We start from the raw sequence: 23,252 nt of genomic DNA, 5'->3' as shown, positions 1-23,252 counted from the left end.
TCAGGAGGCGCGGAGCGTCGCCCGTTTGGCGGCGAGCTGGCGTTCGGCCAGGCCGGGTGGAATCTCAACCCCGATCTCCAGCGTTGAGAAGGAATCGCCACGATCGAGTTTCACCTGAACCTTGTCCCGATCGACCGCGACGTGCTTGGCGATGACCGCCAGGATCTCCTCCTGCAGAATGGCGATGAGGTCGCCGTTGCTACCGAAGGAGGCGCGTTCATGGGCCAGCAGGATTTGCAGGCGATCGCGCGCGATATTCGCTGTCGGTTTACGACTGAGGAAGCCGAACAGGCTCATGCGACCCTCCGCCCGAACAGCTTCGTCATCAGGCTGCGCTTTTCACCCGGCACTGTCATCGGCACCTCTTCGCCCATCAAGCGACGCGCGGCGTCGAGATAAGCGCGCGACGGTGCGGCATCGGGATTGCTGAGCACAACCGGCGTGCCGAGGTTGGAGGCGCGCAGAACTTCCGGGCTTTCGGGAATGATGCCGAGCAAGGGGATCGACAGGATCTCGAGCACATCCTCAGTCTTCAGCATATCGCCACGCGCCGCGCGCACCGGGTCATAGCGCGTCAGCAGCAGATGCTTTTCGATGCGCTCACCCTTCTCCGCCTTGTCGGTCTTGCTATCGAGCAGACCGATGATGCGGTCGCTGTCGCGCACGGAGGAGACTTCGGGATTGGTCACGATGACCGCGACATCGGCGTGATGCATGGCGAGGCTGGCGCCGCGCTCAATGCCGGCCGGACTGTCACAGATCACCCAGTCGAACATAGTGCGCAGCTCGGCGATGATCTTCTCGACGCCTTCGCTGGTCAGCGCATCCTTGTCGCGCGTCTGCGATGCCGGAAGGATCGATAGCGACTCGATTCGCTTGTCGCGGATCAGCGCCTGGGACAGCTTGGCCTCACCCTGGATGACATTGATCATGTCGAAGACGACACGACGTTCGGCGCCCATGACGATGTCGAGGTTGCGCAAGCCGACGTCGAAATCCACGACCACGACCTTCTGTCCGGACTGCGCGAGCGCCGCGCCGAGGGCCGCCGTGGATGTCGTCTTCCCAACACCGCCCTTGCCGGAAGTCACCACCAGAACCTTGGCCATCCTTAACCCCTAACGTCTTCGTTCGTGCCGATTGAGCGAGCGCTCTTGTGGAGCTCCACTAGCTAATTTCGGTAATGATGATCGAGGAACCTTCGAGCCGCGCCTGGATGGAGCGGCCCCGAAAGGTCTCCATATCCTCGGCGGTCATGTAGAGTCCGTCGATCGAAATGAGTTCGGCTTCGAGCTTTCGGCAAAAGATCCGGGCCTGCTGATTGCCCGTGACGCCGGCGATCGCCCGACCGCGCAACACACCGTACACATGTATCGAGCCGCCCGCCATGATCTCGGCGCCCGAGGCGACCGAGCCATTGACGGTGAGGTCACCTTGCGGAAACAGAATCGTCTGGCCGGACCGCACCGGCTGATCCAGCGTCATTGATGTCGGCTCGGGCGGTGGCGGCGCATCCGGTGGGTCATCCGGCACTTCATACAGACCAAGCGGCCGGCCGCCGATCAAGGGACCGCCGACGGCTTGCACTGCGGGCGTCAGCCCATCCGCGCCCTCGGCACCGATGACGCGAATGCCACGGTTGCGAAGCTCATCGAACAGCGTCGACAGATCGGGGTCGTTCTGGGGAATCGAGGAAAGATCGACCACGATGGGGCGACCGGCAAAGAAGGTCGCCGAACGTTCGATCTGGGCGTCGAGTTCGCCGAGCCAATCGCGCAGCGGCGCATCGGGCGACAGCACGAAGGCCATGAAAGACCGGCCACGGACTCGAAGATTGGGGCGGATGCGGGAGACGTTTGTCACGCCAAACGGGTACCGCCCGGTCGGGGAAAGGTCAACGATTTTCCGTGGCGATCACTACATGATGGGGAGTGTCCGCCAAGCCACTGCCAGATGTGGGAGTGAGGCGCAATCTCGGCTTGCCGTCGTCCGGCGCTTGGCCCAGGTTTCACGGCAGCGACGATCGCGCGGGGAGTTCGACGATGACCGTAAAGCCCGCGCCCTCCAAGGAGATCGTCTTCGCCTGCATCCTGGGCAACGCCCTGGAATTCTACGATTTCACGACCTACGCCTTCTTTGCCGTGGCGATCGGCAAGACCTTCTTCCCGAGCCATGACCCGGTGGTCAGCCTGCTGATCTCCGTCGCGACCTTCGGTGTCGGTTTCGTCACGCGGCCGCTCGGTGGTCTGGTGATCGGTGCCTTCGCCGACCACCGCGGCCGCAAGCCGGCGATGATGCTGACCATCACGCTGATGGCGCTCGGGATGCTGATCCTGGCGCTGACGCCGTCCTTCGCCGCCATCGGCTATGCCGCGCCCATCCTGGTGGTGGCCGCGCGCCTGCTTCAGGGCTTCGCCCTAGGCGGTGAGGTGGGGCCCGCCACGGCCTATCTCATAGAAATCGCGCCCGACGATCGGCGCGGGCGGCTGGCGAGCTGGCAGATCGCCAGCCAGGGTGCGTCTCTGCTCACCGCCGGCATCGTCGGCTTCACGCTGTCGCATCTGCTGTCGGGCACGGTGATGACCGCATGGGGCTGGCGGATCGCCTTGCTCCTCGGCCTCCTGATCGTGCCGGGTGGCCTCTATATCCGCCGCCGCCTGCCGGAAACGGCGCAGATCAGCGACAGGGTGAAGCGGGATAGCGGTTGGCAGGTGCTGAAGCGGCTGCTTAGTAACCATCCGGTGCCGCTGTTGTTGGCCCTGCTGGCGATCATGACCAGCACCATCTCGACCTATGTCGGTCTGTATATGACGACCTATGCCGAGACAGCGCTGCATCTTCATACGCCGACAGCCATCACCGCCCCACTGATCGGCGGCATCACCACGCTGGTCTTCGCCCTGCTGGGCGGTTGGCTCGCCGATCTCTATGGGCGGAAGATCGTAATGCTGCTGCCGCGCATTGTGCTGATCATCGCGATCTACCCGGCCTTCCTCTTTCTGAACGGCCACGCGTCCTTGACGACTCTGCTGTTCACGACCGGGCTGATGTCGGCGCTGGGATCGCTGAGCAGTGCCGCCGTCATCGTCGCGGTGCCGGAAAGCCTGCCCGAAAGCGTCCGCGCCTCGGGCCTGTCCACGGCCTATGCCTTTGCGGTGACGGTCTTCGGCGGCACGACGCAATTCGTGCTGACCTGGTTGATCGGCGTCAGCCACGACCCGCTGGCGCCAGCCTGGTACATGATCGGTTCGGGGATCGTGGGTGTGGCGGCGATGGCGATGATGGCGGAGACGAAGGGGCGGCCGTTGCCGCAGGGTTAAGACGGAAGGGTTACGTCGATCCGCAGCCCAAATCCCAATCGTCATCCACGGGCTTGACCCGTGGATCCATCTTCCTTGGCGACGGCGCCCATGGATTCGCGCATCAAGTGCGCGGATGACGGTGCCTGGCTGCCTAACCCCTACACCGGGGATGCTTTGCGTGTTCGCGGTGTCGCGATACCGAACCAGGCGCGGGCGGGGACAAGTGCCGGGAAGCTGACCCAGGCGAGACCATATAGGATGGCGGCCCCGCCGATCAGAAAGCGGAACCCAACCTCCGTCGCGATAAGGTTGGCCAGCGGCGTCGCGATCACCGAAAAGGCGCCGTTCAGCGCCCAGGCCCAGGGCAGGAAGCCGCGCCCCTTCTTCGCGGCCTCGGCGAGGCCCATGGGAAAGGGCATGCCCAGCACGAAGGATAGCGGCGCCAGCAACAGCGCCAGAAGCCCCAAGCGGACAGGCAGCGGCCAGCCGATGGTGGCGAGGATGATCCTCGGCAACAACACCAGGCTGAGGATGAGAAGGCCGAGGATCGCGGGCCAGGCCCGGCGTAGCCACCGGTGGCTCGCGGCCATGCTGCCGAGACCCGAGAAGATCAGCATGCCGCTCAGCACGAGCGCGAAGGCTGTGGTGACGTCGTCGAGGTAGAGGCTCGCCTCGCCGATCAGCGCGATCTCCACGAACAGATAGCCGAGGCCTAGGGCGGGAAAATACAGCAAGGCGCGGCGCATCGGCGCGCCCTGGGTGCCGATGCGCCGCGATGCGGCCAGCGGCAGCAGCAGCACGACAACGGCGATGAGCAGCGCCTGGCCGAGAACGGCGAGGTTGATCAGCGGCCCCAGCTCCTGCTGCGGCAGGATCTCCAGCCGTTTCAGAATGGTGCCGAGATGATCGAGACGCAGGATGTCGTAGAACATCGGCCGATCGAGCGTCTGTGGCCGCAAGTCGAACTCCGCCGCCGATTGGGTCGGCTGGCCGGCCAGCACCGCGACCGCTTCATCGGCGATCGAGTCGTCCGCGGTGGTGCTGTCCTCCACCTCGCCCTTGGAGAAGGAGATCGCCGGCAGGTCGTTGTAGATATTGGTGCGCAGGGCGACGACGTCGATGCCGGGATAGAAGGACATGTCGAAGGAGCGGTCGTCGCAGAACTTCGCGACGGTCTTGATGCGCGCCGCGTCCCAGGGCCGGGCGGCGACCAGAATGCGCACGTTCCAGGCGGAGCGGTAGACCATGACATGCGCCGCCGGATCCGCGACGCCGGCATGGAGAAGGCCGGCGCGGACCGTCGCCAGCATGCGCAGGGCATAGACCGGGAAATCGCGGATCGAGACCGGGATCGAGATCATGCCCTGGGGGCTCAGTACGCCCAGGTAGGCGGCGATCGCGCCGCTGGTGAAGGCGGTGGTATTGGCGGGGTCGGCGGCCAGAAAGCCATCCGACAGTTCGATCAGGTCGAGGCTTCCGGGGGCGGCACTGCGGGCCAGAGCGAGCGGGCTGGCGGCGGCGATCGTCACGCCCGGCTGCGGCGTCAGCATCGCGTTCAAGACCGGATCGGGCTCATCGGCGAGTATGGAGCCGGCCCCTAGAACGCGGGCCTGGGCTGCCGCCCAGCCGCCGGCATTGCCGAGCAGCAGCACGCGGGGCTGTTTCAGCAGCAGATAGGGCGCGGCGGCGAGCGTGCCGGGCGCATAGCGCGCATCGAGCGGGCCCGGCTTCGGAATGGCGGCGATGCGCGATCCGTCCCGATACAGGCCGAGGGTGCGCGGCGGGCTTGGGATGTTGATCATGGCGCTGTCGTTCGACAGGTCGGTGTCGACACGCTCGGTAAAGTCGTCGAGCAGGGTATAGACGCCGCGAGGCGACAGCGTTTGCCGCGCGACCACGGCGCCCGGCGTATGCAGCGGGGCGTAGATCGGCTTGAACTGGTTGAAGGCCGCGACATCGCCGCCGATCAACACAGCCTCGCCGCCGATCAGGCAGAGCGCGGCCGCGACCAGGGCGAGTGCCCGATGCGCGGAGCGCGGCACGAACAGCGCCATCGCCGCCAAAGGCACTAGCAGCGCGGGTAGCAGTCGGAACGGGTGGAGGGCGGCCATGAGCGCCAGCGTCAGCAGAGCGCCGAGGCCGGCACCACAGAGATCGAAGGCATAGACGCGCGTGGTCTGCGTCGGGCGGGTCACGAACGTGAGGCTGATGAAGATGCCGGTGAGGAAGAAGAAGGGCAGCAGCTCGACATAATAGAGGCCGATGAACAGGATCTGCGGCGCGATCGTGACCGGATTCTGCAATTGCAGCGGATTGAACGGATTGCGGATCACCAGGGCATAGCCTGCTGCGGCCGTGACGATCAGCGCCGCCGGCAGGAAGGCGGTGAGCCAGGCCGCATGCCGTTCCAGCCAGTCCCGCGCGAGGGCCACGAAGACGCCGCTCAGCGCGAAACCCGCCATGACGATGGAAATCACCCAGTATCCGTATTCGGACCAGGAGGCGACGGCGAAGTAGCGGGTGAGCGCGATCTCGATCCCCGTCGAGGCGAGGGAGACGAGAAGCAGCGGAAGAAGGGCCATCACGTCCAAATTCTTTGGCGAAGGAATTGCGCGAGCACCGCATTGAAGCGACCGGCGTCATCCACGAACAGGGCATGGCCGGCGGTTGGGAAAATGACGCTTTCAGCCTGCGGATCGTTGCGCGCCAGATTACCGGCCTGGCCCGCAAGCCCAGGGCGTACGCAATAGAGGATCGGAACGCCCGCAGCATAGACCGCGTCATGCCAGACGGTGCGCGGCACCTGATAGTTCAGCAGCGCCCGCGCAGCGGATTCGGGCGTGATCAGGCACGTGCGCACCAGACGTTCGAGATAGTCCTCGCGCTGCGGCGTATGGAACATGCCGCGCACGAAGGCGTTCATTGTGACGGGGTAGGGCGCCGGCCGCTGATGGCGGCGTCGCGGGGTCACGGGTTCGGCGTGGGGCGCCGGCAACTCACCGACCGAATTGTCGATCAGCACGAGGCCGGAGAGCTGGCTGCCGCCATGGGAGGCGACAAAGGCGAGGCTATCCAATACGCCGAGGGACCAGCCGAGCAGCACCACCTTCGGCACGCGGAGGGCTGCGAGAAGCTCAGCGATATCTTGGCCTCGACGGCCCGCGGTATAGCCGAAGGCGGGCACTTCGGAATCGCCTTGGCCGCGCGGATCGAAGGCGATCACCCTGCAGAAGCGGGCGAAATACAGAATCTGCGGCCCAAAGATCCAAGCCGGCATGGTCCAGCCGGGCACCAGGACCAGAACGTGATGCGGATTGCCGCCGCGTGTCGGCGTGGCATCCAGGTAATGCAGGGAGACGCCGTCGCTCGTTTGGAAACTGCGACTGGCGACCGCGACATCCTCCGCCTCGGCCGCCATCATCGGCAGGCTTGCGAAAGCAGCGGCGGCACCCACCAGCGTTCGGCGCCCGATCACGGCTGGGTCACGGCGAGGGCGATCTGGCGGAACAGCGTCGCCGGCAGAGTGCCGCCGGCGGTGTCCTTCGACATGGGGCTGTTGTCGTCATTGCCGATCCAGATTCCGATGATGCGGCCATCGACGCCGCCGATGAACCAGACGTCCCTGCTTTCCTGCGTCGTACCCGTTTTGCCGCCGACAAAATAGCCTGGAATGGCGGCGGCCGTGCCGGTGCCGTAGGCCACCACAGCGCCCAGCATCTGGCGCATCTCGCCCGCCAACTCCGGGCTGATCACCGGCTCTGCCGCAGGCGGTGGCGGCACCAGGTCATGCCCATCTGCCGTCAAGGCGGTGATGCCATGGGGCGTCACCCGCCGGCCGCCGTTGAAGAAGGTGGCATAGGCGCCGGTCATTTCCAGCAGCCCGACGCTGCCCGAGCCGAGAGCGAGGGTCATGTCATTCGGCAGCGGGTCCATGACGCCGAGCTGGCGTGCGATGCCGGCCACCACAAGCGGGCCGCCCGCCTTGATCATCAGCCGCACCGAAACGGTATTGAGCGACAAGGCGAGGCCCGTCGACAGGCTGACGGGGCCACGGAAATGATGCTCGTAATCGCCCGGATGCCAGTTGCCGATGTGGATCGGCGCGTCCAGCACCGTATCGTCGGGGTGCATCCCCTGCATCAGCGCGCCGAGCCAGACGAAGGGCTTGAAGGAGGAGCCGGGCTGTCGCCGAGCCAGCACGGCGCGGTTGAAGAAGCTGTGCCCGGCCTCGGAACCGCCCACCAGGGCGCGGACGGCGCCGGTCGCGGCGTCCATCACCACGACCGCGCCCTGATGCGCATTGGCCGCCGCACCCGGACCCGCGAGCAAAGCGGCGAGATCGGCCTGGGCTGCCGCTTGCAGACGTGGATCGAAGGTGGTGGCGAGTTTTGAGTCTGTATCGGCCGGGATCAGCGGCCCGGCCTGCTGCGCCGCCCAAGAGGCGAACCAGTAATCGCCGCCCACGGCGCGCGGCGCGAAGCTGATCGCGCTCGCCGCGGCATCCGATTGCGCCTGGGTGATGTCACCCGACCGCACCATGGCGGCGAGCACTTCCTTGGTCCGGGCGGTCGCGGCCTCGGGGTCCGCAAGAGGATTGAAGCGGGACGGCGCACGGGGCAGGCCGGCCAGCATCGCCGATTGCCAGAGGTTCAACTGCGCGGCCGGAATGCCGAAATAGGTTTGGGCGGCGGCATCCATGCCCCAGGCGCCGGCGCCGAGATAGACGCGGTTGAGATAGATTTCGAGGATTTCGCTCGGCGTGAAATGATGCGTCAGCCACAGCGTCAGCAGCAGTTCCTGCACCTTGCGCCGCAGCGTGCGGGCATTGCTCAGGAACAGCGTCTTCGCCACTTGCTGGGTCAGCGTCGAGCCGCCCTGCACGACGCGGCCCGAGACGAGATCGACCACCACGGCGCGGGCCATGCCGATCAGATCGAGTCCGCCATGCTGCCAGAAGCGGCGGTCTTCCACCGCCACCAAGGCCTCTGGCAGGGTCGCCGGTACGGTCTGCAAGGTCAGGATGCTGCCCGAGAGATCGCCGAAATGGGTGAAGCTGCGGCCGGTTTGGTCCGTCAACACTAAGGACGGACGGCGCAGCGAGCCGACCGCCGAGGAGGGACGCGGCATGTCCCAGGTGAACCAGAGCAGCACGAGGGCGATGGCGAGGCCGCCCCAGACGGTGAGCATGAGTGCCCACCATAGCAACCGGCCGAAACCGCGCACCCTGCGGCGCGGGCGTGGTGGCGCGGGCGGCACCTCCACAATCGGCGGTTCCGGGTAGGTGTAATATCTGATGGGGGGGAAGGGGGAGACCGTGTAATCGGCCGATGCCGGTATCGCCGAGCTTGGCGGCCGAGGCGCTCCCGAGTTGATGTGATACATGAAGGAAGCGCGTTATCACCCGGCAGGTCCAATGAACCATGACCGCAAGCCACCGTCACAGTCAAGGAAAAGCCGATGCCACCGCTTGCTCAAATCCTCCATGGGCCGCAGCCTAGCCGCTGATCGTTGAGGTTGACGCTTCCAACCACGCGTCATGCTAGGCCTTCGCCGAGCATGACGGGACAATTGGATGACGGACTAACCTGAACTTTAGAGCTGAACGACCAGGAGAGACGGCATGAAGGGTATCTATGCGGATGCGAGCGGAGGCATGGCCGATGTTTTCACCCGCGTGTCGGAGGCGGGTGATCCGCCGGTCACGGTCCATGAGCACGCGCATATTACGGCGGACATGCTACCCGGCCTGATCTCGGGCCATGACTTCATGCTCAACGACCACACCTTCCTGCCGACCGAGGCCATCGCGCAGTGCGACGGGCTGAAGCACATCATCTTCCTTGGTACCGGCGCACGGTCCTACATGGATATCGAGGCGATTGAGGCGTTGGGCATCACCGTCCATACCATTCGCGGTTACGGCGACACCGCAGTGGCGGAACATACCATCGCCCTGATCTGGGCCGCCGCGCGGGATATCGCGCGCCTCGATCGGGATATTCGGGCGGGCGCGTGGTCGAGTGCCGAGGGCCTTCAGCTCACGGGCAAGACGCTTGGCCTGTTCGGCTTCGGCGGCATCGCGGCCGAGGTCGCGCGGATCGCGGTCGGCAGCGGCATGCGCGTGATCGCCTGGAACCGCACGCCACGCACCTATACCGGCGTCGAATTCGTGGACGTGGAGACGCTGCTCGCCGAAAGCCACGTGCTGTCGATGCATCTGCTGCTGACGGAGGAGACGCGCGGTCGGCTGGATGCCACGCATATCGCGCAGATGCGGCCGGGCGCCATTCTGGTGAACACGGCGCGGGCGGGCTTGATCGACACGGCGGCCATGGTCGCGGCACTCAAGAGCGGGCAGCTGCGTCATGCGGCGCTGGATGTGTTCGATTCCGAGCCGCTGGTGCAGGGTGACGTGCTGGCCACGCTGCCGAATGTGACGCTGACGCCGCATCAGGGCTTCAGCACGCCGGAGGCCACGGACACGCTGTTGCGCATGGGGTTGGATATCGCCAAGGGCCTCGCCGCCAGCTAAGGATAGAGGGCGTGCGGACGTGGCGGAACCGGTAGACGCAGCAGACTTAAAATCTGCCTCCCGGATGGGAGTGCGGGTTCGATCCCCGCCGTCCGCACCAATTTTTTTACCGTCATCCGCGCATCAAATGCGTGGATGACGGTTTTACTATTCCACGGCGAAGGTGATCGGCTGCGCACCCTGACGCAGCGTGAGGCGACCCAAAGTCGCGAGATCGTCGAGACCTTCGGTGATGGTCAGGAAATGATTACCGGCGAGCTGACCCGCCTTGCTCGCGAAGCAGCAGGGGCCATAGGCAATCAGGATTTCGGTTTCGCTGATGCCGCCCGGATAGAGGATGACATGGCCCGGCGCGGGATAGCTGGTGGCATTCTCGGCCCCGAGGCCGAGATCGTAATCGCCCATGGGAATCCAGCAGGCCTCGCCGCTCCACCGCACATGAATGAGCGATTCGCGATAGGGCAGCATGGTGCGGAAGGCCGCGACTGTCTTTGGCGCGGCGGTCTCCTCGAAGCGTGCGGCGAATGAAAAATCGCCGGCGGTGATACGGATCAGGCTCATACGATCGTCTTTCCGGATGGGCCGATGGCCATGGCGGCGGCGTCGAAGCCGTTCGGCAGGCGGCCGGTCGGCTTAATGAAGTCATAGGGCGCGCGACCGATGAAGCGGCCGCTGCCCGGCGCGGCAACCACCTTACCCGATTGCATCGCCATCTGTCCCCGTAGCATCACGGCTTCGGGCCAGCCGGTGACGTCGCGTCCCTCATAGGGCGTGTAGTCGATGGCATGGCCCATCACGGCATTGGTCAGCGTCACGCGCCGCTGCGGATCCCACAGCACGATATCGGCGTCGGCACCGGGCGCGATGCGGCCCTTGCGGGTGAGGCCGAACAGCCGCGCGGGCTGGGTGGCCGTCAGACGCACGAAATCGGTGACGCCGATGCGGCCGGTCGCCACGCCCTCACTGAAGATCAGCGGCAGCCGCGCGGTAACGCCGGGGACGCCATTGAGGATTTGCGTGAAGGGCACGTCCGTGCCGTGCATGCGCTTGCCGCGATCGCCCGTAAAACCGAAGCCGCTGTGGTCTGACGAGATGACGTCGATGGTGCCGCGCCGGATGGTGTCCCACAGACCCGCCTGCGCCGCCTTATCTCGTGGCGCCGGGCTGCACATGAACTTCGCGCCCTCGAAGCCCGGCCGATCCATGTCATCGGCCGTCAGCGTCAGATATTGCGGGCAGGTTTCGGCCCAGACCTTCACGCCGCGCGCCTGGGCGCGGGCGATCTCCTTCGCGACTTCGGCGCAAGAGACGTGGAAGATCTGGATCGGCGTATCCACGAGTTCGGCCAGGGTGATGGCGCGGTAAGTGGCTTCCCGCTCCACTTCCACCGGTCGTGACCAGGCATGGTATTTCGGCGCCGTGCGGCCATCGGCGATGAGCGCCTTCGACCGCCAGTCGATGGCGTCGTAATTCTCGCAATGCACCGTGACGAGCGCACCGCAGCGGCGGGCGGCGGCGAGGACTTGCAGATACTGCCCGTCATCGAGGTGGAAGGGATCGTAGGTCAGGAAGACCTTGAGGCTGCGAATGCCGCGCGCGACGATGCCGGGGATTTCGGCGAGCACCGCATCGGTCGGGTCGGTGATGATCTGGTGGAAGCTGTAATCGATGGCCGATGCGCGGGCGAGCAGGCGATAGGCGTCCAGCGTTGGGCCGATGGGATGGCCCTTGAACTGGGTCGAGAAGGTGATGGCGGTGGTGGTGCCGCCGAGCAGCGCCGCATGGCTGCCGCTGGCGAAGGTTTCCTCGTCCGTGCCGCCCTCGGCGCGCAACTGTTCGATATGGCAATGGGTATCGACGCCGCCCGGCAGCACCAGCAGCCCGCCGGCATCGACCGTCTGCGCACCGGTCAGGTTCTGGCCGACCGCCGCGATGCGACCGGCGCGAATGCCGACATCCGCGCGATAGGCGTCCGACGCGGTGACGACGGTGCCGCCGCGCACCACACAATCGTAGTCAGCCATGCTCATACCTCTACGCCGATCCATATCGCCCGTGCGTGCTTGTATCCAAACCGGCTCTCCTCGCCCGCAAAGCTTCGCGCCGAGGTCTCGGCATTTCGGGAGCGGACGCTCATAGCGCCGATACCTCCTGGAGGAGGGATCTGATCCAGGCGAGATCCGGCAGCTCCGCGAGTTGCGCCAGGCCCAGCATGCAGACGGCGAAGGGTTCTATGTCGAAGGGAAGCGGGAAGATCGTCAAGCCTGCGGTCTCGGCCATCCGATCGGCCACCCGTTTGGGCAGCACGCCGACCATGTCGCTCGAGCCGATCAGGAAGGGCAACGTCAGGAATTGGTTGACCGTGATAGCGACGTGCCGCCGCAGGCCGAGCGGGGCCAGAACGTCGTCGACCTGGCCATGCGTGCCGCCGCCCGGCGAGACCAGGGCATGCGGAAGGTCAGCGAAATCCTGCAATGTGATGCGGCCACGCCGCAGGTGCGGATGCCCGAGCCGGACAGCGCCGACGAATGACTCGATAAACAGCGGCGTGCGCTGAACGCGGTGCGACGTCACCTCAGGATAGGCACCAAGCGCGAAATCGAGTTCCCCCCGGTCGAGCAAGGCGACGGCGGACTCAGGATTTGCCGGGAACGTTCGCAGATCGACCCCCGGCGCCCGCGTCCTTAGTTCGGCCATCAAGGGCACGAGCAGCGTCAAGACGGAGAAGTCATGCGCCGCGATCCTGAAGCTGCGCCGCAGCCGGGTGGGGTCGAAGGGCAGCGCGGGCGTGACAATCGCCCGCATCCGCGCCAGCGCCTCGGCGATCGGTTCGGCGAGGGCCCGCGCCCGTATTGTGGGTTCGACGCCACGCGGATGTCGGACAAACAGCGGGTCCGCCAGCAGATCCCGCAAACGACCCAGCGCGTGGCTCGTCGCTGATTGCGAGAGGCAGAGGCGGGCGGCGGCGCGACCGACGTGGCGCTCCTCCATCAAGGCCTGGAAGACCACGAGCAGGTTCAAGTCGGTCCGCGTGAGATCGATTTGCTGCATCGACATTCTGCAAACATGCCATTGGATCGATGAACCGCCAAGCCGCATGTCTCACTCAGCCGATGCTTACGGCCTCGAAAGCGGAGACAGATCATGCCGGACAATCAAGCCTATCGTATTCACGCCTATGGCGGTCCGGAGGTGCTTCACCTCGATGACGTGCCGATCCCGACCGCGGGCCCTGGTCAGGTTCTGGTGGCGGTCAAGGCCGTCGGCGCCAATCCATTCGACTGGAAGCTGCGCGAGGGTTACCTGCGGCAAGCCTATCCGCTGGAGTTCCCGACGACGATCGGTAGCGAACTCGCAGGCGTCGTGATGGCGCTGGGTGCAGGTGCATCTCGGTTCATGGTCGGAGACCGGGTGATCGGCTTTCCGCGCCTCGGGATGTATGCGGACAGTATCGTGGTGGACGAGGACACGCTGTGTCGTACGCCGGATGCGCTGTCCGACGTGATGGCGGCGTCCTTGCCGATCGCCTCGACCACAGCATGGCAGTTGCTGCGCGCGGCGGCCGAGCCACGCCCCGGCATGACAGTGCTGGTCCATGGCGCGGCGGGTGGCGTCGGCGGTTTCGCGGTGCAATTTGCCAAGGCGGCGGGCGCAACCGTTTGGGCGACGGCCTCGGCAACCAGCCGGGATTATGTGGCGGAGCTCGGCGCCGACACGGTGATCGACTATCGGGCCGAGCGCTTCGAGGATCTGGTCGGCACGGTCGATTTGGTTCTCGACCTCGTGGGTGGAGAGACGCTCGATCGGTCTTGGAGCGTGCTTGCGCGAGACGGCGCCATTGTCAGCGTCGCCGCCCCTGACATCACCGCCCGTGCGCCCGCTGGGGCACGAGGGATATTCATGGTGGTCCGGCCTGATCCGGAGACATTGGCGCGGATCGCGCAGGATGTTGCCGACGGTCGTCTGAAATCCAGGGTTGCGGAGGTGTTCGGCCGCGCCGATCTGCCGGCCGCCATCGAACGCACCCGGACCGGTCACGGCCCCGGCAAGGTCGTCGTCGATTTCACTCTGTAGCGCTCTCATACCAAGGCAAATCACCATGAGCACCGAGCCCACCGCCGGCCTGCGCCTCACAACGCTCGACCCCGGCGACAGTTCCGTCACGATCATCAACACCTACCTGGTCGCGCCGGATCGTGCCGAGGCATTGCTGGACTATTTGCTGCGTGCGACCGATGAGATCATTCGGCACGTTCCCGGCTTCGTCTCCGCCAATCTCCATGTGAGCCTCGATCGTACCCGCGTGGTCAACTACGCCCAGTGGCAGAGCGGCGAGGCGATCGCGACCGCGCGGGATTATCCCGGCGTGATGGAGCGTATGGGTGAGGCTGGTCTGATCGCGGACAGCTTCACGCCGATCCAATATCAGCTCCGCCACTCTGTCGCGGCGTCCTGACGGCGATCGGTGAGATCCGTTCGGCCTGGGTCTATATCGCCCGTGCCAGCCGGCGTTTGCGCAGGATCGCCATGGTGGTCAAGGCGCCGACGATGATGATGGCCGAGAAGGCAGTGGTGAGCGTGCCGAGGGCGTAGATCACCGGCGTGGTGACATTGGCGGTCATCGCAAATACCTCCAGCGGCAGCGTGTTGCTGTCGCCGGCGGTCATCATGGTGCGCGGAAACTCGTCATAGGACAGGGAGAAACCGAACAGCGCGATGCCGACGACGCCGGGCAGGATGATCGGCAGCACGACATGGAAGAAGCTGCGCCAGGGGCCGGCGCCGAGGTCCCGCGCTGCCTCCTCCCAGGATTTGTTGAAGCGGTTGAACACGGCGAACATGATCAGCAGGCCGAAGGGCAGGGTCCAGGTGAGCTGCGCGCCGAAGGCCGAACTGTACCAGGCGGGGTCGATGCCGATCTGGCTGAAGAACAAGCCGATGCCGAGGCTGACGAGAAGGGACGGCACGATCAGGCTGGCGATCACCAGGTAGAACAGCAGCGTGGCGCCCCGGAAGCGGCGGCGGAAGGCCATGCCGCCGGCGACGGCGAGCACGACATTCGCGACCATCACCATCAGCGCGAGGATGAGCGACCGTGTGACGGCGCCGCCGAAATCCCCCACCATCTGCTGTTGGAACAGGGCGTGGAACCAATGCAGCGAGACGCCGTTCATCGGGAAAGTCAGGCCGCCATTCGGTCCTTGAAAGGACAACACGACGATGGTGGCGATCGGCCCATACAGGAACAGCACGAAGACCGCGAAGAGCACGGCAAGGATATAGAAGGACAGGCCGCGCCGTTCGCTGCCCATGTCAAAGCTCCTTGCGGATGTCGATGACGCGCAGAATCAGGAAGACCATGATCAGCACGATGGCGAGGAGAATGACCGAATTGGCCGCTGCCGCCGGATATTGAAGCAGCGAAATCTCGTTCTGAATCATGATGCCGACGGATGCGCTCTGGCCGCCGCCCATGATGCTGACGCTCACGAAATCGCCCATGACGAGGGTAATGACGAAGATCGTGCCGATGCCGATGCCGCTTTTGGACAGGGGCAGAATGACGTTGGAAATGGTGCGCCAGAAGCCGGCGCCATTATCGCGGGCCGCTTCGATCAGCGTGCGGTCGATGCGCATCATGGAATTGAAGATCGGCGTGATCATGAACAGCGTGTCGAGATGCACGAAGGCCAGGATGATGGCGAACTTGCTATAGAGCAGGAAGGTGAGGGGCTGATGGATGACGTGCAGATGCAGCAGCAGCGTATTGACGATGCCGTTGCGGCCGAGCGCCGGAATCCATGAAATGGTGCGGATGATGTTCGAGGTCAGGAAAGGCACCGAACACAGCAGGAACAAAGCCATCTGCCAGGTCGTGCTGCGGACCTCGAAGGCGAGAAAGTAGGCGATCCAGAAACCGACGGTCACGGTGATGAGCCAGGTGATGACGGCGTATTCGATGGTGACGGCGAAGGTCTTGTACGTCGTGCCGGAACTCAGCGCGTCGATGTAGTTCTGGATGACGAAGCTCCAGAGAATCTGCACCGAATTATAGTCGAGGAAGCTCACCACGATGAGCATCAGGATTGGGATCACGAGGAAGATCGCGAGCACCAGTGTCATGGGGCCCGCGAGCAGCCACGAACCGAGGGGGCTTGCCCCCTCGGTTCGGCGTTTCAGACGACCGGACGATGTTGTCGTCACGCTCACGCGACGGAGAACTCATTCCACTTCTGAATCAGGTAACGGTCCTGATCCATGACCGAATTCCAGCAGGCGATGTGACCGATGCGATCGTAATAGGACCCGCCGTCACGCAAATCGCCAATCTTGGCAATCTGGGCGCCTTCCGGGCTCATGATCGGCGCGGTCGCGGCCTTTCCTTCCATCCAATAGCCCCATTCGTTGGGCGACATGAACTTCTGGGCCGTGGTCAGAACGGCAGAGTAATAGCCTTGTCGATTGAGATAGGCGCCGGTCCAGCCGGACAGGTACCAGTTGATGTATTCATAGGCCGCATCACGCTCCAGCCCGGTGAGGTGCTTGGCGATGCCAAGCCCGCCGCCCCAGCCGCGATAGCCTTCTTCCAGCGGCTGGAAGACGCAGGGAATGCCCTTGGAGCGCACGGCCGTGACGGCCGGGGACCACATCGACTGGATGACGACCTCACCCGAGGACATCAGATCGACGCTCTCCTCGAAGCTCTTCCAGAAGGCGCGGAACTGGCCGGCCTTCTTCTGCTGGATGAGGAAGGCGATGGTCTTGTCGATCTCGGGCTTCGTCATATTGCCCTTGTCGCCATATTTCATCATGCCCAGGCTTTCGATCGTCATGGCGGCGTCCATGATGCCGATCGAGGGGATGTTGATGATGGCGGCCTTGCCCTTGAAGGCGGGATCGACCAGCTCACGCCAGTTCTTGATCGGCTTGCCGACGAGGTCGGGGCGGATGCCGAGCGTATCGGCATTATAGATGGTGGGGATCAGCGTCATCCACTCGGTCGGGGCCGGTGCAAATTTCGTCGAGGACGCCCCTTCGACATAGCTGACGCGGCAAGGGGCCGTGCCCTGACCGACGGACGCCGTGGGCGTCACCTTGCCGGTTTTGAACAGGGGCACGATGTCGTCGTAATACTTGATCTTCTTGATATCGAGCGGCTGCAGAACGCCGGTCGGGAAGACCTTCTTCACCGTGAAATACTCGATATCGGCGATGTCGTAGCTATGCGGCTGCGTCACGGCGCGCTGGGCGGCGGCGTCCGTGTCCATGGCCGTCATTTGCAGCGTAATGCCGGTTTCGGCCTTGCAGCGGTCGGCGATGGCATTGAGGTTCGACACGCCCGTGCCGAACTGGCGGAGGGTGATGTTCTTGATGTTCTGCGCCCAGATCATCGGGAAGCCGGTGATCGCGCCACTACCGACGGCGGCGCCGACAACGGCGGCCGTGCCTTTGAGCAAGGCGCGGCGCGGAAGCGAGGGGGTCTTTGTCATACCGTCTCCTGTGATGTTTTCTGGGTCAGGATTGAAGCGCGTGTTGATCCTGCGGCGCCCAGACGAGGCGCACCGCATCTCCCACGGAGAATGGCTCCGCGAAATATCGATCGTCGGGCAGGACCGCGACGATCTCGCCCCCGGCCGGTGTGGTGAGCACGACCTTCACGGTGGCACCGAGATACTCGATAGCTGAGACATCGCCGGCCAAGCCCTCGTTCGTCGTGGCCGGCATCAGGCGGCAGCGGTCCGACCGCACGGCGATCATGCCGCCGTCCTGATCGATCACGTTATGGCCGCCCATGAAACGGGCGATGAAGGCGGTGGCTGGCGCGTCGAAAATGTCGCGCGGCGTGCCATGCTGCACGATGCGGCCGTGATCCATGACGACCACCAGATCGGCGAGGGCCAGCGCCTCCTCCTGGCTATGCGTCACATGGATGAAGCTGATGCCGAATTCCCGCTGCAACCGCTTCAGCTCCTCGCGCATATGGCCGCGCAGGAAGGGGTCGAGCGCCGACAAGGGCTCATCCAGCAGCAGAACCTGCGGCCGGGTGATCAGCGCGCGGGCCAGCGCCACGCGTTGCTGCTGGCCGCCCGACAGCTGGGCCGGCAGGCGCGTCGCATAGCTGTCCATGCGCACCATGGTGAGCAATTCATGGGCGCGTGCCCTGCGTTCGGTCTTGCCGACGCCACGCATCTTCAAGCCGAAGGCGACGTTGTCGAGGCAATTGAGATGCGGAAATAGGGCGTAGCTTTGAAACATCATCGAGGTGCCGCGCTTGACCGGCGGCAAATCACCGACATTGACGCCGCCGATGATGACATCCCCGTCGCTGATCGCCTCATGCCCCGCGATCATCCGCAGCGTGCTGGTCTTGCCGCAGCCGGAGGGGCCGAGCAGGCAGCAATAGGTGCCCTTGGGAATGCGGAGCGAGATGTCCGAGACCGCAGCCGTATTGCCGTACCGCTTGGTGACCGCGACGAGTTCGACATCCGAGGCAGCCGATTCCATGATGAGCCCGTTCCCCCGTCGCTCGTGGCACGCCTCAACGCGGCATGTTGCAACAGGGAATCGATGCAAAGCCTGTGCCATTTCCGCGGTGGCGACAGGCCTGCCCTGATGTCGCCTTCGGGCCAAAAGCGGTTGTAGACTGCGGGGCGCATGCCGATTTGCTTGAAGCTGTCACGATCGAGGTGTTTGCCATGACCCCCTTACTCTCCGCCTCCGGCTTGCCGCTGTCCGTGCTCGATCTGGCGCCCATTGCCGAGGGCAACGACGCCACCCAGGCGCTTCGCAACGCGCGGGACCTTGCGCGCCACGTCGAGGGTCTGGGCTTCAAGCGCTTCTGGCTGGCCGAGCACCACAATATGCCCGGCATCGCCAGCGCCGCGACCGCGGTCGCCGTCGGCTATGTGGCGGACGGCACCAGCACCATCCGCGTCGGTTCCGGTGGCATCATGCTGCCCAATCATTCACCCCTGGTGATCGCCGAGCAGTTCGGCACCCTGGCGGCGCTGCATCCCGGTCGCATCGACCTCGGTCTGGGTCGCGCGCCGGGCGCTGACCAGATCACGGCCCAGGCGATGCGGCGTGACATCAATGCCGCCGCCGACAGCTTTCCGCGCGACGTGATGGAGTTGCAGCACTATTTCGGTCCGGGTGAGCCGAATCAGGCGATCAGCGCCATTCCCGGTCGCGGGTTGAATGTGCCGATCTGGATCCTGGGGTCGAGCTTGTTTGGCGCGCAGCTCGCGGCGCATCTCGGGCTGCCCTTCGCCTTCGCCTCCCATTTCGCGCCCGATGCCCTGATGCAGGCGCTGGATATCTATCGCAGCGGTTTTCGGCCGTCCGAGCAGCTTGCGACGCCCTATGCCGTCGCCTGTATCAACGTCTTCGCGGCCGACACGGATGCCGAGGCGAAGCGGCTGTTCACATCCCTGGAGCAGGCCTTCATTGCGCTGCGCACCGGCCAGCCGCGCAAGCTGCCGGCGCCGATCGACCCAGAGTCTGAGGAGCTGCAATTCGCGCGGCCCGCGCTCGGCCGCACCTTCCGCTACGCCTGCGTCGGCGCGCCCGAGACGGTGCGGCGGGGGCTGGAGGCGTTTGTGGCTCAGACCGGCGTGAATGAGTTGATCGCCACGGCGAATATCTTCGACCATGCGGCGCGGAAGCAGTCGTTTTCGATCCTCGCGGATGTTTGGCCCACGATCGTCGGCGCAACGCAGCGCGCGGCGTAGGCGGTTTTTCGTCATCCACGGGTCAAGCCCGTGGATGACGAATCAACGCATCCGCGAAGACCGGCTTTGCGTCCGGCGTCACTTGGATGCCCGCATCCCGTGCGCTCTGGATCAAAGCCGCCTCGTCCAACCTTAAATACCGTCCGAGCAGCGTCACATAGACGCCCATGAACGCCGGCCCATGGCCATCCGACACCCCGTCATGGGTCGTCGTCATCGCATGGGCGAGTTCGTGCAGCAGGCACCATGACGGCGTCGTGGCCTGCAAGCGCAGCGTGAGGCGATTGGCATCCGCGATGCGCCGCCGCGCCTGGGCCGGCATCGGGGCCGCACGGGGCGGATAGAGCAACCCCATCTCCGCCCAGATGGCGTCGATCATCCCCTGCGCAGCGGCGAACGCGATCTGGCTGGGATCCTTGGCGGCCACGACCCGATCCTCCCAGGCATAGACCCGGCTGCGCTGCGAATCGCGTTCCGTCACCGCAGTCGGGCGGTGTCGCCACCGCCGACGGGGCGGTTGAGGTTGACGCGCTCACCGGCTGCGCGGCCGGCATGGAAGGCAGCGTTACGGCGCTGAGTCAGGCCGGGCATCGATTGTAGCCGCACCTTCGTCGCGCGAAACGCATCTTCCACGACCTGATGGCGGACGATGGTCAATGCCGTGCCGGTTGGGCGTTGCGCCGCGACAGCGTTTTCGCGCTGCTCATGCATCCCCTCCAGCCGCTCGACGACCCGCGCCGCCATGCCGTGCTGGAAACTGCCGATGGCGCGGCGCAGGGCCGTGCCGCCCAGCGTGGTGCCGCTGTCCCGGAAGCGGGCGAGTTCTGTGCGGATGGCGCGATCTATGACCGCGAACAGATAGGCGGCGAGACCGGCATCGGTCTCGAAGCCGAAGAAGACGTAGTGGGACTGCACGGGATCGCGGGCGAGCCAGACCTTGCAGTCGCAGAAGCGGGCGATGGCGGGCACGCAGGCGTCGATTGGGCGCCGTCGGGTGCCGCCGAGCGGCACCTCCACCTGCACGCAGGGTTCCTGCCGGACGTCGATTTCGCTCATCGTCAGGGCGTAGCGTTCCAGTAGCCGGCCGGCCATCTCGGCTGCGGCCATGGCCTCGGCCTCGGTGCAGCCTCGCGCGACGGTGCGGTCGGTCAGCGCCTTGATGCGGGCCTTCACCCGCGCGAGTTCGTCGTTCTGGCTCAATGGTTCAGTCCTGGTCGGGGTGGGATGACATTGATCTCAATCCGCGTTTGGCGGAATACGCTGCGCTCTTCCGCCCTACCATTTGGGACGGAGGGAGGGTCCCATGGTCGTCAGCCTTTGTCTGCTCCTGCTCTGCCAATTGTTGGGGGAGGTTTTGGCGCGGGCAACAAACCTGCCCGTGCCCGGCCCGGTAATCGGCATGGTGCTGCTGTTCCTGCTTCTTCTATTGCGCAATCACATTCCCTTCGTGCCAAGGGAAACGCGGGACGGCTCCCTCGCCGGTGTCTGTCGCGGCTTGTTGCAGAACCTGTCCTTGCTCTTCGTGCCGGCCGGCGTCGGCGTGGTGCAGCGCCTCGATCTGCTGGCACGCTATGGTGTCGGCCTCGGGATCGCGATCGTGGCCTCCACGGTCATCACGCTTCTCGTCAGCGTCGCGGCCTTCCGGGTGGCCTCTAAGCTCTTCACGACGGACGATATCGGCGGGCAAGTGTGAGATGAGCGATCCGTCCTTCGCCCTCTGGGTCTATCTGTCGAAGACGCCGCTGCTGTGGCTGGCGCTGACCTTGCTGTCCTATGCCGTGGCCGACCGCATTGCCGCCGCCACGGGTCGGCATCCGCTCGCCAATCCCGTGTTGATGGCGGTGTGCATGATCGCGGCTTTGCTGCTGATCACCCGCACGCCTTATCCGGTCTATTTCAACGGCGCACAGTTCGTGCATTTCCTGCTCGGCCCGGCGACGGTCGCGCTCGCCTGGCCGCTGTATGAGAATCGCAGTCTTGTCCGGCGGTCGCTGCTGCCGATGCTGGTGGCGCTCGGCCTCGGCTCCGTCACGGCCATTCTGTCGGTGGTGCTCATCGCGCGCGGCTTTGGCATACCCGCGTCGATCCTGGCCTCGGTCGCGCCGAAATCCGTCACCGCCGCCGTCGCCATGGGCATTTCGACGTCCTTGGGCGGTGACGCCTCATTGACGGCGGTGGCCGTGATCGTCACCGGCATCATTGGCGCCATGGTGGTGACGCCGATGATGAATGCGCTGGGCATCAAGGATTGGCGGGCGCGGGGCTTCGCGGTGGGGATCGCCTCCCACGGCATTGGCACCGCGCGAGCCTTTCAGGTGCACCCGATTGCCGGCACCTTCGCGGGCGTCGCCATGGGGCTGAACGCCCTGCTGACGGCCTTCCTGGTGCCGATTATTCTGCGGGCGCTGGGGATCTGAGCGCTTGGCCCACTGCTTTCGGCGCCAGACGGTGTAGGGCCAGCATCACGTAATAGGTCGCCTTGAAGGCCAGCACCGGCAGGCGCGTGTTGCGATCCCCTTCGAGATTGCCAGCGAGCATGGCGATCAGCCCATCCCGCATCCGGAAGGTATTGCGCGGCGCCATGAACATGGCGCGCAGAACCGGCTCGTTAATGCGGTAGATCAGCCAACTGATGCGGTTCATGCCGCGCAGCAGTGACCGCTCGGACTTCCGCGCCATGGCGAGGCCCGCCGCCGGATTCTCCAGCCAACGGGCGGCGACATTGGCCCCCATCTCCCCGCCCGTCATCGCGAACAGCACGCCGCTGGAAAACACCGGGTCGATGAAGGCGAAGGCATCGCCGATCATCAGGTAGTTCGGCCCGGTGGAGTCACTGACGCGGTAGGAGTAGTTGCCGGTGCCGACGACATCGGAAATGCGCTCGGCGCGGTGCATGCGGGCGCGGATCGTCGGGCTTGCCGCCAATCGCGCATCGAAGAAAGCCTCCATCGTGCCGTGACGGGCCTTGAAGGCGGCCTGGGTGCCAACGAAGCCCACGCTCATGACGCCATCGGGTAGCGGAATGGTCCAGAACCAGCCGTTATCGACGAGATGGACGGTGATATAGCCCTCATGCTCATCGTCGCGCGGCGTGACGCCCCGGAAATGCGCATAGACCGCCGCCGTGTTGTTCAGCTTGTTCGATTCCTTGCGGCCGAGCTTGGCGGCGAGGAAGGTGTCGCGGCCCGAAGCGTCCAGCACAAAGCGCGGCGCGAAGTGTTTCTCGCCGCCATCCTCGGTGCTCGCCGTGACGCGCGCCCGGCCGTCCCCGCCATCGAACTCCAAAGCCGTCACGCGCGTCCGCTGAAGGGTGCGGGCACCCCGGCGCTCGGCCTCAGTAAACAGCATGGCGTCGAACTCCGACCGCCGGACCTGATAGGCGTGCTTCTTGCCGCCGCCGAGGGACAGCGCGAAGGAGAAGGCGACGCTTTCGCCGGTATCGTCATCCACGAATTCGGCGCCGGGCTTGAAGACACCCATGGCGGCGACCTGTTCGCTGAGGCCGAGGCGGTCGATGATCTCAAGGTTCTTCGGCAGCAGGGATTCGCCGATATGGAAGCGCGGATGCGCCTCCTTCTCGACCATCACGACATCGAGCCCCTTGGACGCGAGCAGGGCGGCGGCGGTGGAACCGGCCGGACCGCCACCGATCACCAGGACATCGCAGGTTTCGACATCGCTCACGGC

Annotated in this window: 23 protein-coding genes and 1 tRNA gene; 8 read left to right on the top strand and 16 right to left on the bottom strand. The window is 65.2% G+C overall.

All coding sequences use genetic code 11. The annotated features are described in order from the left end of the window. From minE to minC, 3 genes are read right to left on the bottom strand one after another with little or no spacing between them, the layout of a single operon-like run. Positions 1 to 297 (bottom strand): cell division topological specificity factor MinE, encoded by a 297-nt coding sequence (minE, locus tag QP803_RS17490; protein WP_284944758.1) that lies wholly within the window; start codon positions 295 to 297, stop codon positions 1 to 3. Then, on the bottom strand, positions 294 to 1,109 hold the full coding sequence (gene minD / locus QP803_RS17485) for a septum site-determining protein MinD (RefSeq protein WP_284944757.1): 816 nt from the start codon (positions 1,107 to 1,109) through the stop codon (positions 294 to 296). Before minD ends, minE begins: the two co-directional genes overlap by 4 nt. Before the next feature lie 58 nt (positions 1,110 to 1,167). After that, a complete protein-coding gene (minC, locus tag QP803_RS17480; RefSeq protein ID WP_284944756.1) occupies positions 1,168 to 1,863 on the bottom strand; it encodes a septum site-determining protein MinC in 696 nt (231 codons plus the stop codon). Between the two features lie 179 nt (positions 1,864 to 2,042). Here minC and QP803_RS17475 point away from each other — a divergent pair, with 179 nt between their 5' ends. Then, complete coding sequence (locus QP803_RS17475) at positions 2,043 to 3,320, top strand: MFS transporter (RefSeq protein ID WP_284944755.1); 1,278 nt, start codon at positions 2,043 to 2,045, stop codon at positions 3,318 to 3,320. Positions 3,321 to 3,460: 140 nt separating this feature from the next. On the opposite strand, the gene QP803_RS17470 is transcribed toward QP803_RS17475, so the two are convergent. From QP803_RS17470 to QP803_RS17460, 3 genes are read right to left on the bottom strand one after another with little or no spacing between them, the layout of a single operon-like run. After that, positions 3,461 to 5,887, bottom strand: a complete 2,427-nt coding sequence (locus tag QP803_RS17470) for a hypothetical protein (protein WP_284944754.1) — start codon at positions 5,885 to 5,887, stop codon at positions 3,461 to 3,463. Further along, entirely contained in the window at positions 5,884 to 6,777 is an 894-nt protein-coding gene (locus QP803_RS17465; protein ID WP_284944753.1) for an alpha/beta fold hydrolase, read from the bottom strand. Before QP803_RS17465 ends, QP803_RS17470 begins: the two co-directional genes overlap by 4 nt. Next, on the bottom strand, positions 6,774 to 8,684 hold the full coding sequence (locus QP803_RS17460; RefSeq protein ID WP_284944752.1) for a transglycosylase domain-containing protein: 1,911 nt from the start codon (positions 8,682 to 8,684) through the stop codon (positions 6,774 to 6,776). The genes QP803_RS17465 and QP803_RS17460 overlap by 4 nt, the downstream gene beginning before the upstream one ends. Before the next feature lie 238 nt (positions 8,685 to 8,922). Between QP803_RS17460 and QP803_RS17455 the strand changes: the two genes are divergently transcribed. Together QP803_RS17455 and QP803_RS17450 are read left to right on the top strand one after the other, a co-directional pair. Beyond that, positions 8,923 to 9,834 (top strand): NAD(P)-dependent oxidoreductase, encoded by a 912-nt coding sequence (locus QP803_RS17455; RefSeq protein WP_284944751.1) that lies wholly within the window; start codon positions 8,923 to 8,925, stop codon positions 9,832 to 9,834. A 13-nt stretch (positions 9,835 to 9,847) separates the two neighbouring features. Then, a tRNA-Leu gene (locus tag QP803_RS17450) sits at positions 9,848 to 9,934 on the top strand. Positions 9,935 to 9,981: 47 nt separating this feature from the next. Here QP803_RS17450 and QP803_RS17445 read toward each other — a convergent pair. From QP803_RS17445 to QP803_RS17435, 3 genes are all read right to left on the bottom strand, one after another. Then, complete coding sequence (locus QP803_RS17445) at positions 9,982 to 10,395, bottom strand: DUF3830 family protein (RefSeq protein WP_284944750.1); 414 nt, start codon at positions 10,393 to 10,395, stop codon at positions 9,982 to 9,984. Beyond that, positions 10,392 to 11,858, bottom strand: a complete 1,467-nt coding sequence (gene hydA, locus QP803_RS17440; protein WP_284944749.1) for a dihydropyrimidinase — start codon at positions 11,856 to 11,858, stop codon at positions 10,392 to 10,394. The genes QP803_RS17445 and hydA overlap by 4 nt, the downstream gene beginning before the upstream one ends. 109 nt (positions 11,859 to 11,967) lie before the next feature. After that, entirely contained in the window at positions 11,968 to 12,891 is a 924-nt protein-coding gene (locus tag QP803_RS17435; RefSeq protein WP_284944748.1) for a LysR family transcriptional regulator, read from the bottom strand. 87 nt (positions 12,892 to 12,978) lie between these two features. On the opposite strand from QP803_RS17435, the gene QP803_RS17430 reads away from it, so the two are divergent. Beyond that, positions 12,979 to 13,908: an NADP-dependent oxidoreductase gene (locus QP803_RS17430; RefSeq protein WP_284944747.1), complete on the top strand. Its 930-nt coding sequence runs from the start codon at positions 12,979 to 12,981 to the stop codon at positions 13,906 to 13,908. 25 nt (positions 13,909 to 13,933) lie between these two features. Next, positions 13,934 to 14,290: an antibiotic biosynthesis monooxygenase family protein gene (locus QP803_RS17425; protein ID WP_284944746.1), complete on the top strand. Its 357-nt coding sequence runs from the start codon at positions 13,934 to 13,936 to the stop codon at positions 14,288 to 14,290. Between the two features lie 31 nt (positions 14,291 to 14,321). On the opposite strand, the gene QP803_RS17420 is transcribed toward QP803_RS17425, so the two are convergent. The 4 genes from QP803_RS17420 to QP803_RS17405 are packed head-to-tail and all read right to left on the bottom strand — an operon-like array spanning position 14,322 to position 18,339. Next, entirely contained in the window at positions 14,322 to 15,146 is an 825-nt protein-coding gene (locus QP803_RS17420; protein ID WP_284944745.1) for an ABC transporter permease, read from the bottom strand. Between the two features lies 1 nt (position 15,147). Further along, positions 15,148 to 16,044, bottom strand: coding sequence for an ABC transporter permease (locus tag QP803_RS17415; protein WP_284944744.1), 897 nt, complete (start codon positions 16,042 to 16,044; stop codon positions 15,148 to 15,150). Continuing rightward, positions 16,041 to 17,324: an ABC transporter substrate-binding protein gene (locus QP803_RS17410; RefSeq protein WP_284944743.1), complete on the bottom strand. Its 1,284-nt coding sequence runs from the start codon at positions 17,322 to 17,324 to the stop codon at positions 16,041 to 16,043. Before QP803_RS17410 ends, QP803_RS17415 begins: the two co-directional genes overlap by 4 nt. A 25-nt stretch (positions 17,325 to 17,349) precedes the next feature. Continuing rightward, positions 17,350 to 18,339 (bottom strand): ABC transporter ATP-binding protein, encoded by a 990-nt coding sequence (locus QP803_RS17405; protein ID WP_284944742.1) that lies wholly within the window; start codon positions 18,337 to 18,339, stop codon positions 17,350 to 17,352. A gap of 191 nt (positions 18,340 to 18,530) precedes the next feature. On the opposite strand from QP803_RS17405, the gene QP803_RS17400 reads away from it, so the two are divergent. Continuing rightward, positions 18,531 to 19,565 carry an LLM class flavin-dependent oxidoreductase gene (locus QP803_RS17400; protein WP_284944740.1) on the top strand — a complete coding sequence of 345 codons (1,035 nt, stop codon included), beginning with the start codon at positions 18,531 to 18,533 and terminating at the stop codon, positions 19,563 to 19,565. 22 nt (positions 19,566 to 19,587) lie between these two features. On the opposite strand, the gene QP803_RS17395 is transcribed toward QP803_RS17400, so the two are convergent. Beyond that, positions 19,588 to 20,046 (bottom strand): hypothetical protein, encoded by a 459-nt coding sequence (locus QP803_RS17395; RefSeq protein ID WP_284944739.1) that lies wholly within the window; start codon positions 20,044 to 20,046, stop codon positions 19,588 to 19,590. Further along, entirely contained in the window at positions 20,043 to 20,765 is a 723-nt protein-coding gene (locus QP803_RS17390) for a DUF7168 domain-containing protein (protein ID WP_284944738.1), read from the bottom strand. The genes QP803_RS17395 and QP803_RS17390 overlap by 4 nt, the downstream gene beginning before the upstream one ends. A gap of 103 nt (positions 20,766 to 20,868) precedes the next feature. Between QP803_RS17390 and QP803_RS17385 the strand changes: the two genes are divergently transcribed. Both QP803_RS17385 and QP803_RS17380 read left to right on the top strand, forming a co-directional pair. Next, on the top strand, positions 20,869 to 21,258 hold the full coding sequence (locus tag QP803_RS17385) for a CidA/LrgA family protein (protein WP_284944737.1): 390 nt from the start codon (positions 20,869 to 20,871) through the stop codon (positions 21,256 to 21,258). A gap of 1 nt (position 21,259) precedes the next feature. Then, the gene (locus tag QP803_RS17380; RefSeq protein WP_284944736.1) at positions 21,260 to 21,982 is read left to right on the top strand and encodes an LrgB family protein; all 723 of its coding nucleotides are present in this window, start codon (positions 21,260 to 21,262) and stop codon (positions 21,980 to 21,982) included. Here the strand turns inward: QP803_RS17380 and QP803_RS17375 are convergent. After that, positions 21,957 to 23,249: an NAD(P)/FAD-dependent oxidoreductase gene (locus tag QP803_RS17375; protein WP_284944735.1), complete on the bottom strand. Its 1,293-nt coding sequence runs from the start codon at positions 23,247 to 23,249 to the stop codon at positions 21,957 to 21,959. The two genes, QP803_RS17380 and QP803_RS17375, sit on opposite strands and share 26 nt — an antisense overlap. Positions 23,250 to 23,252: the final 3 nt, after the last annotated feature.

This window comes from Acidisoma sp. PAMC 29798 (assembly GCF_030252425.1).
Classification (GTDB): domain Bacteria; phylum Pseudomonadota; class Alphaproteobacteria; order Acetobacterales; family Acetobacteraceae; genus Acidisoma; species Acidisoma cladoniae.
This window is presented reverse-complemented; position numbering and strand designations above follow the sequence as displayed.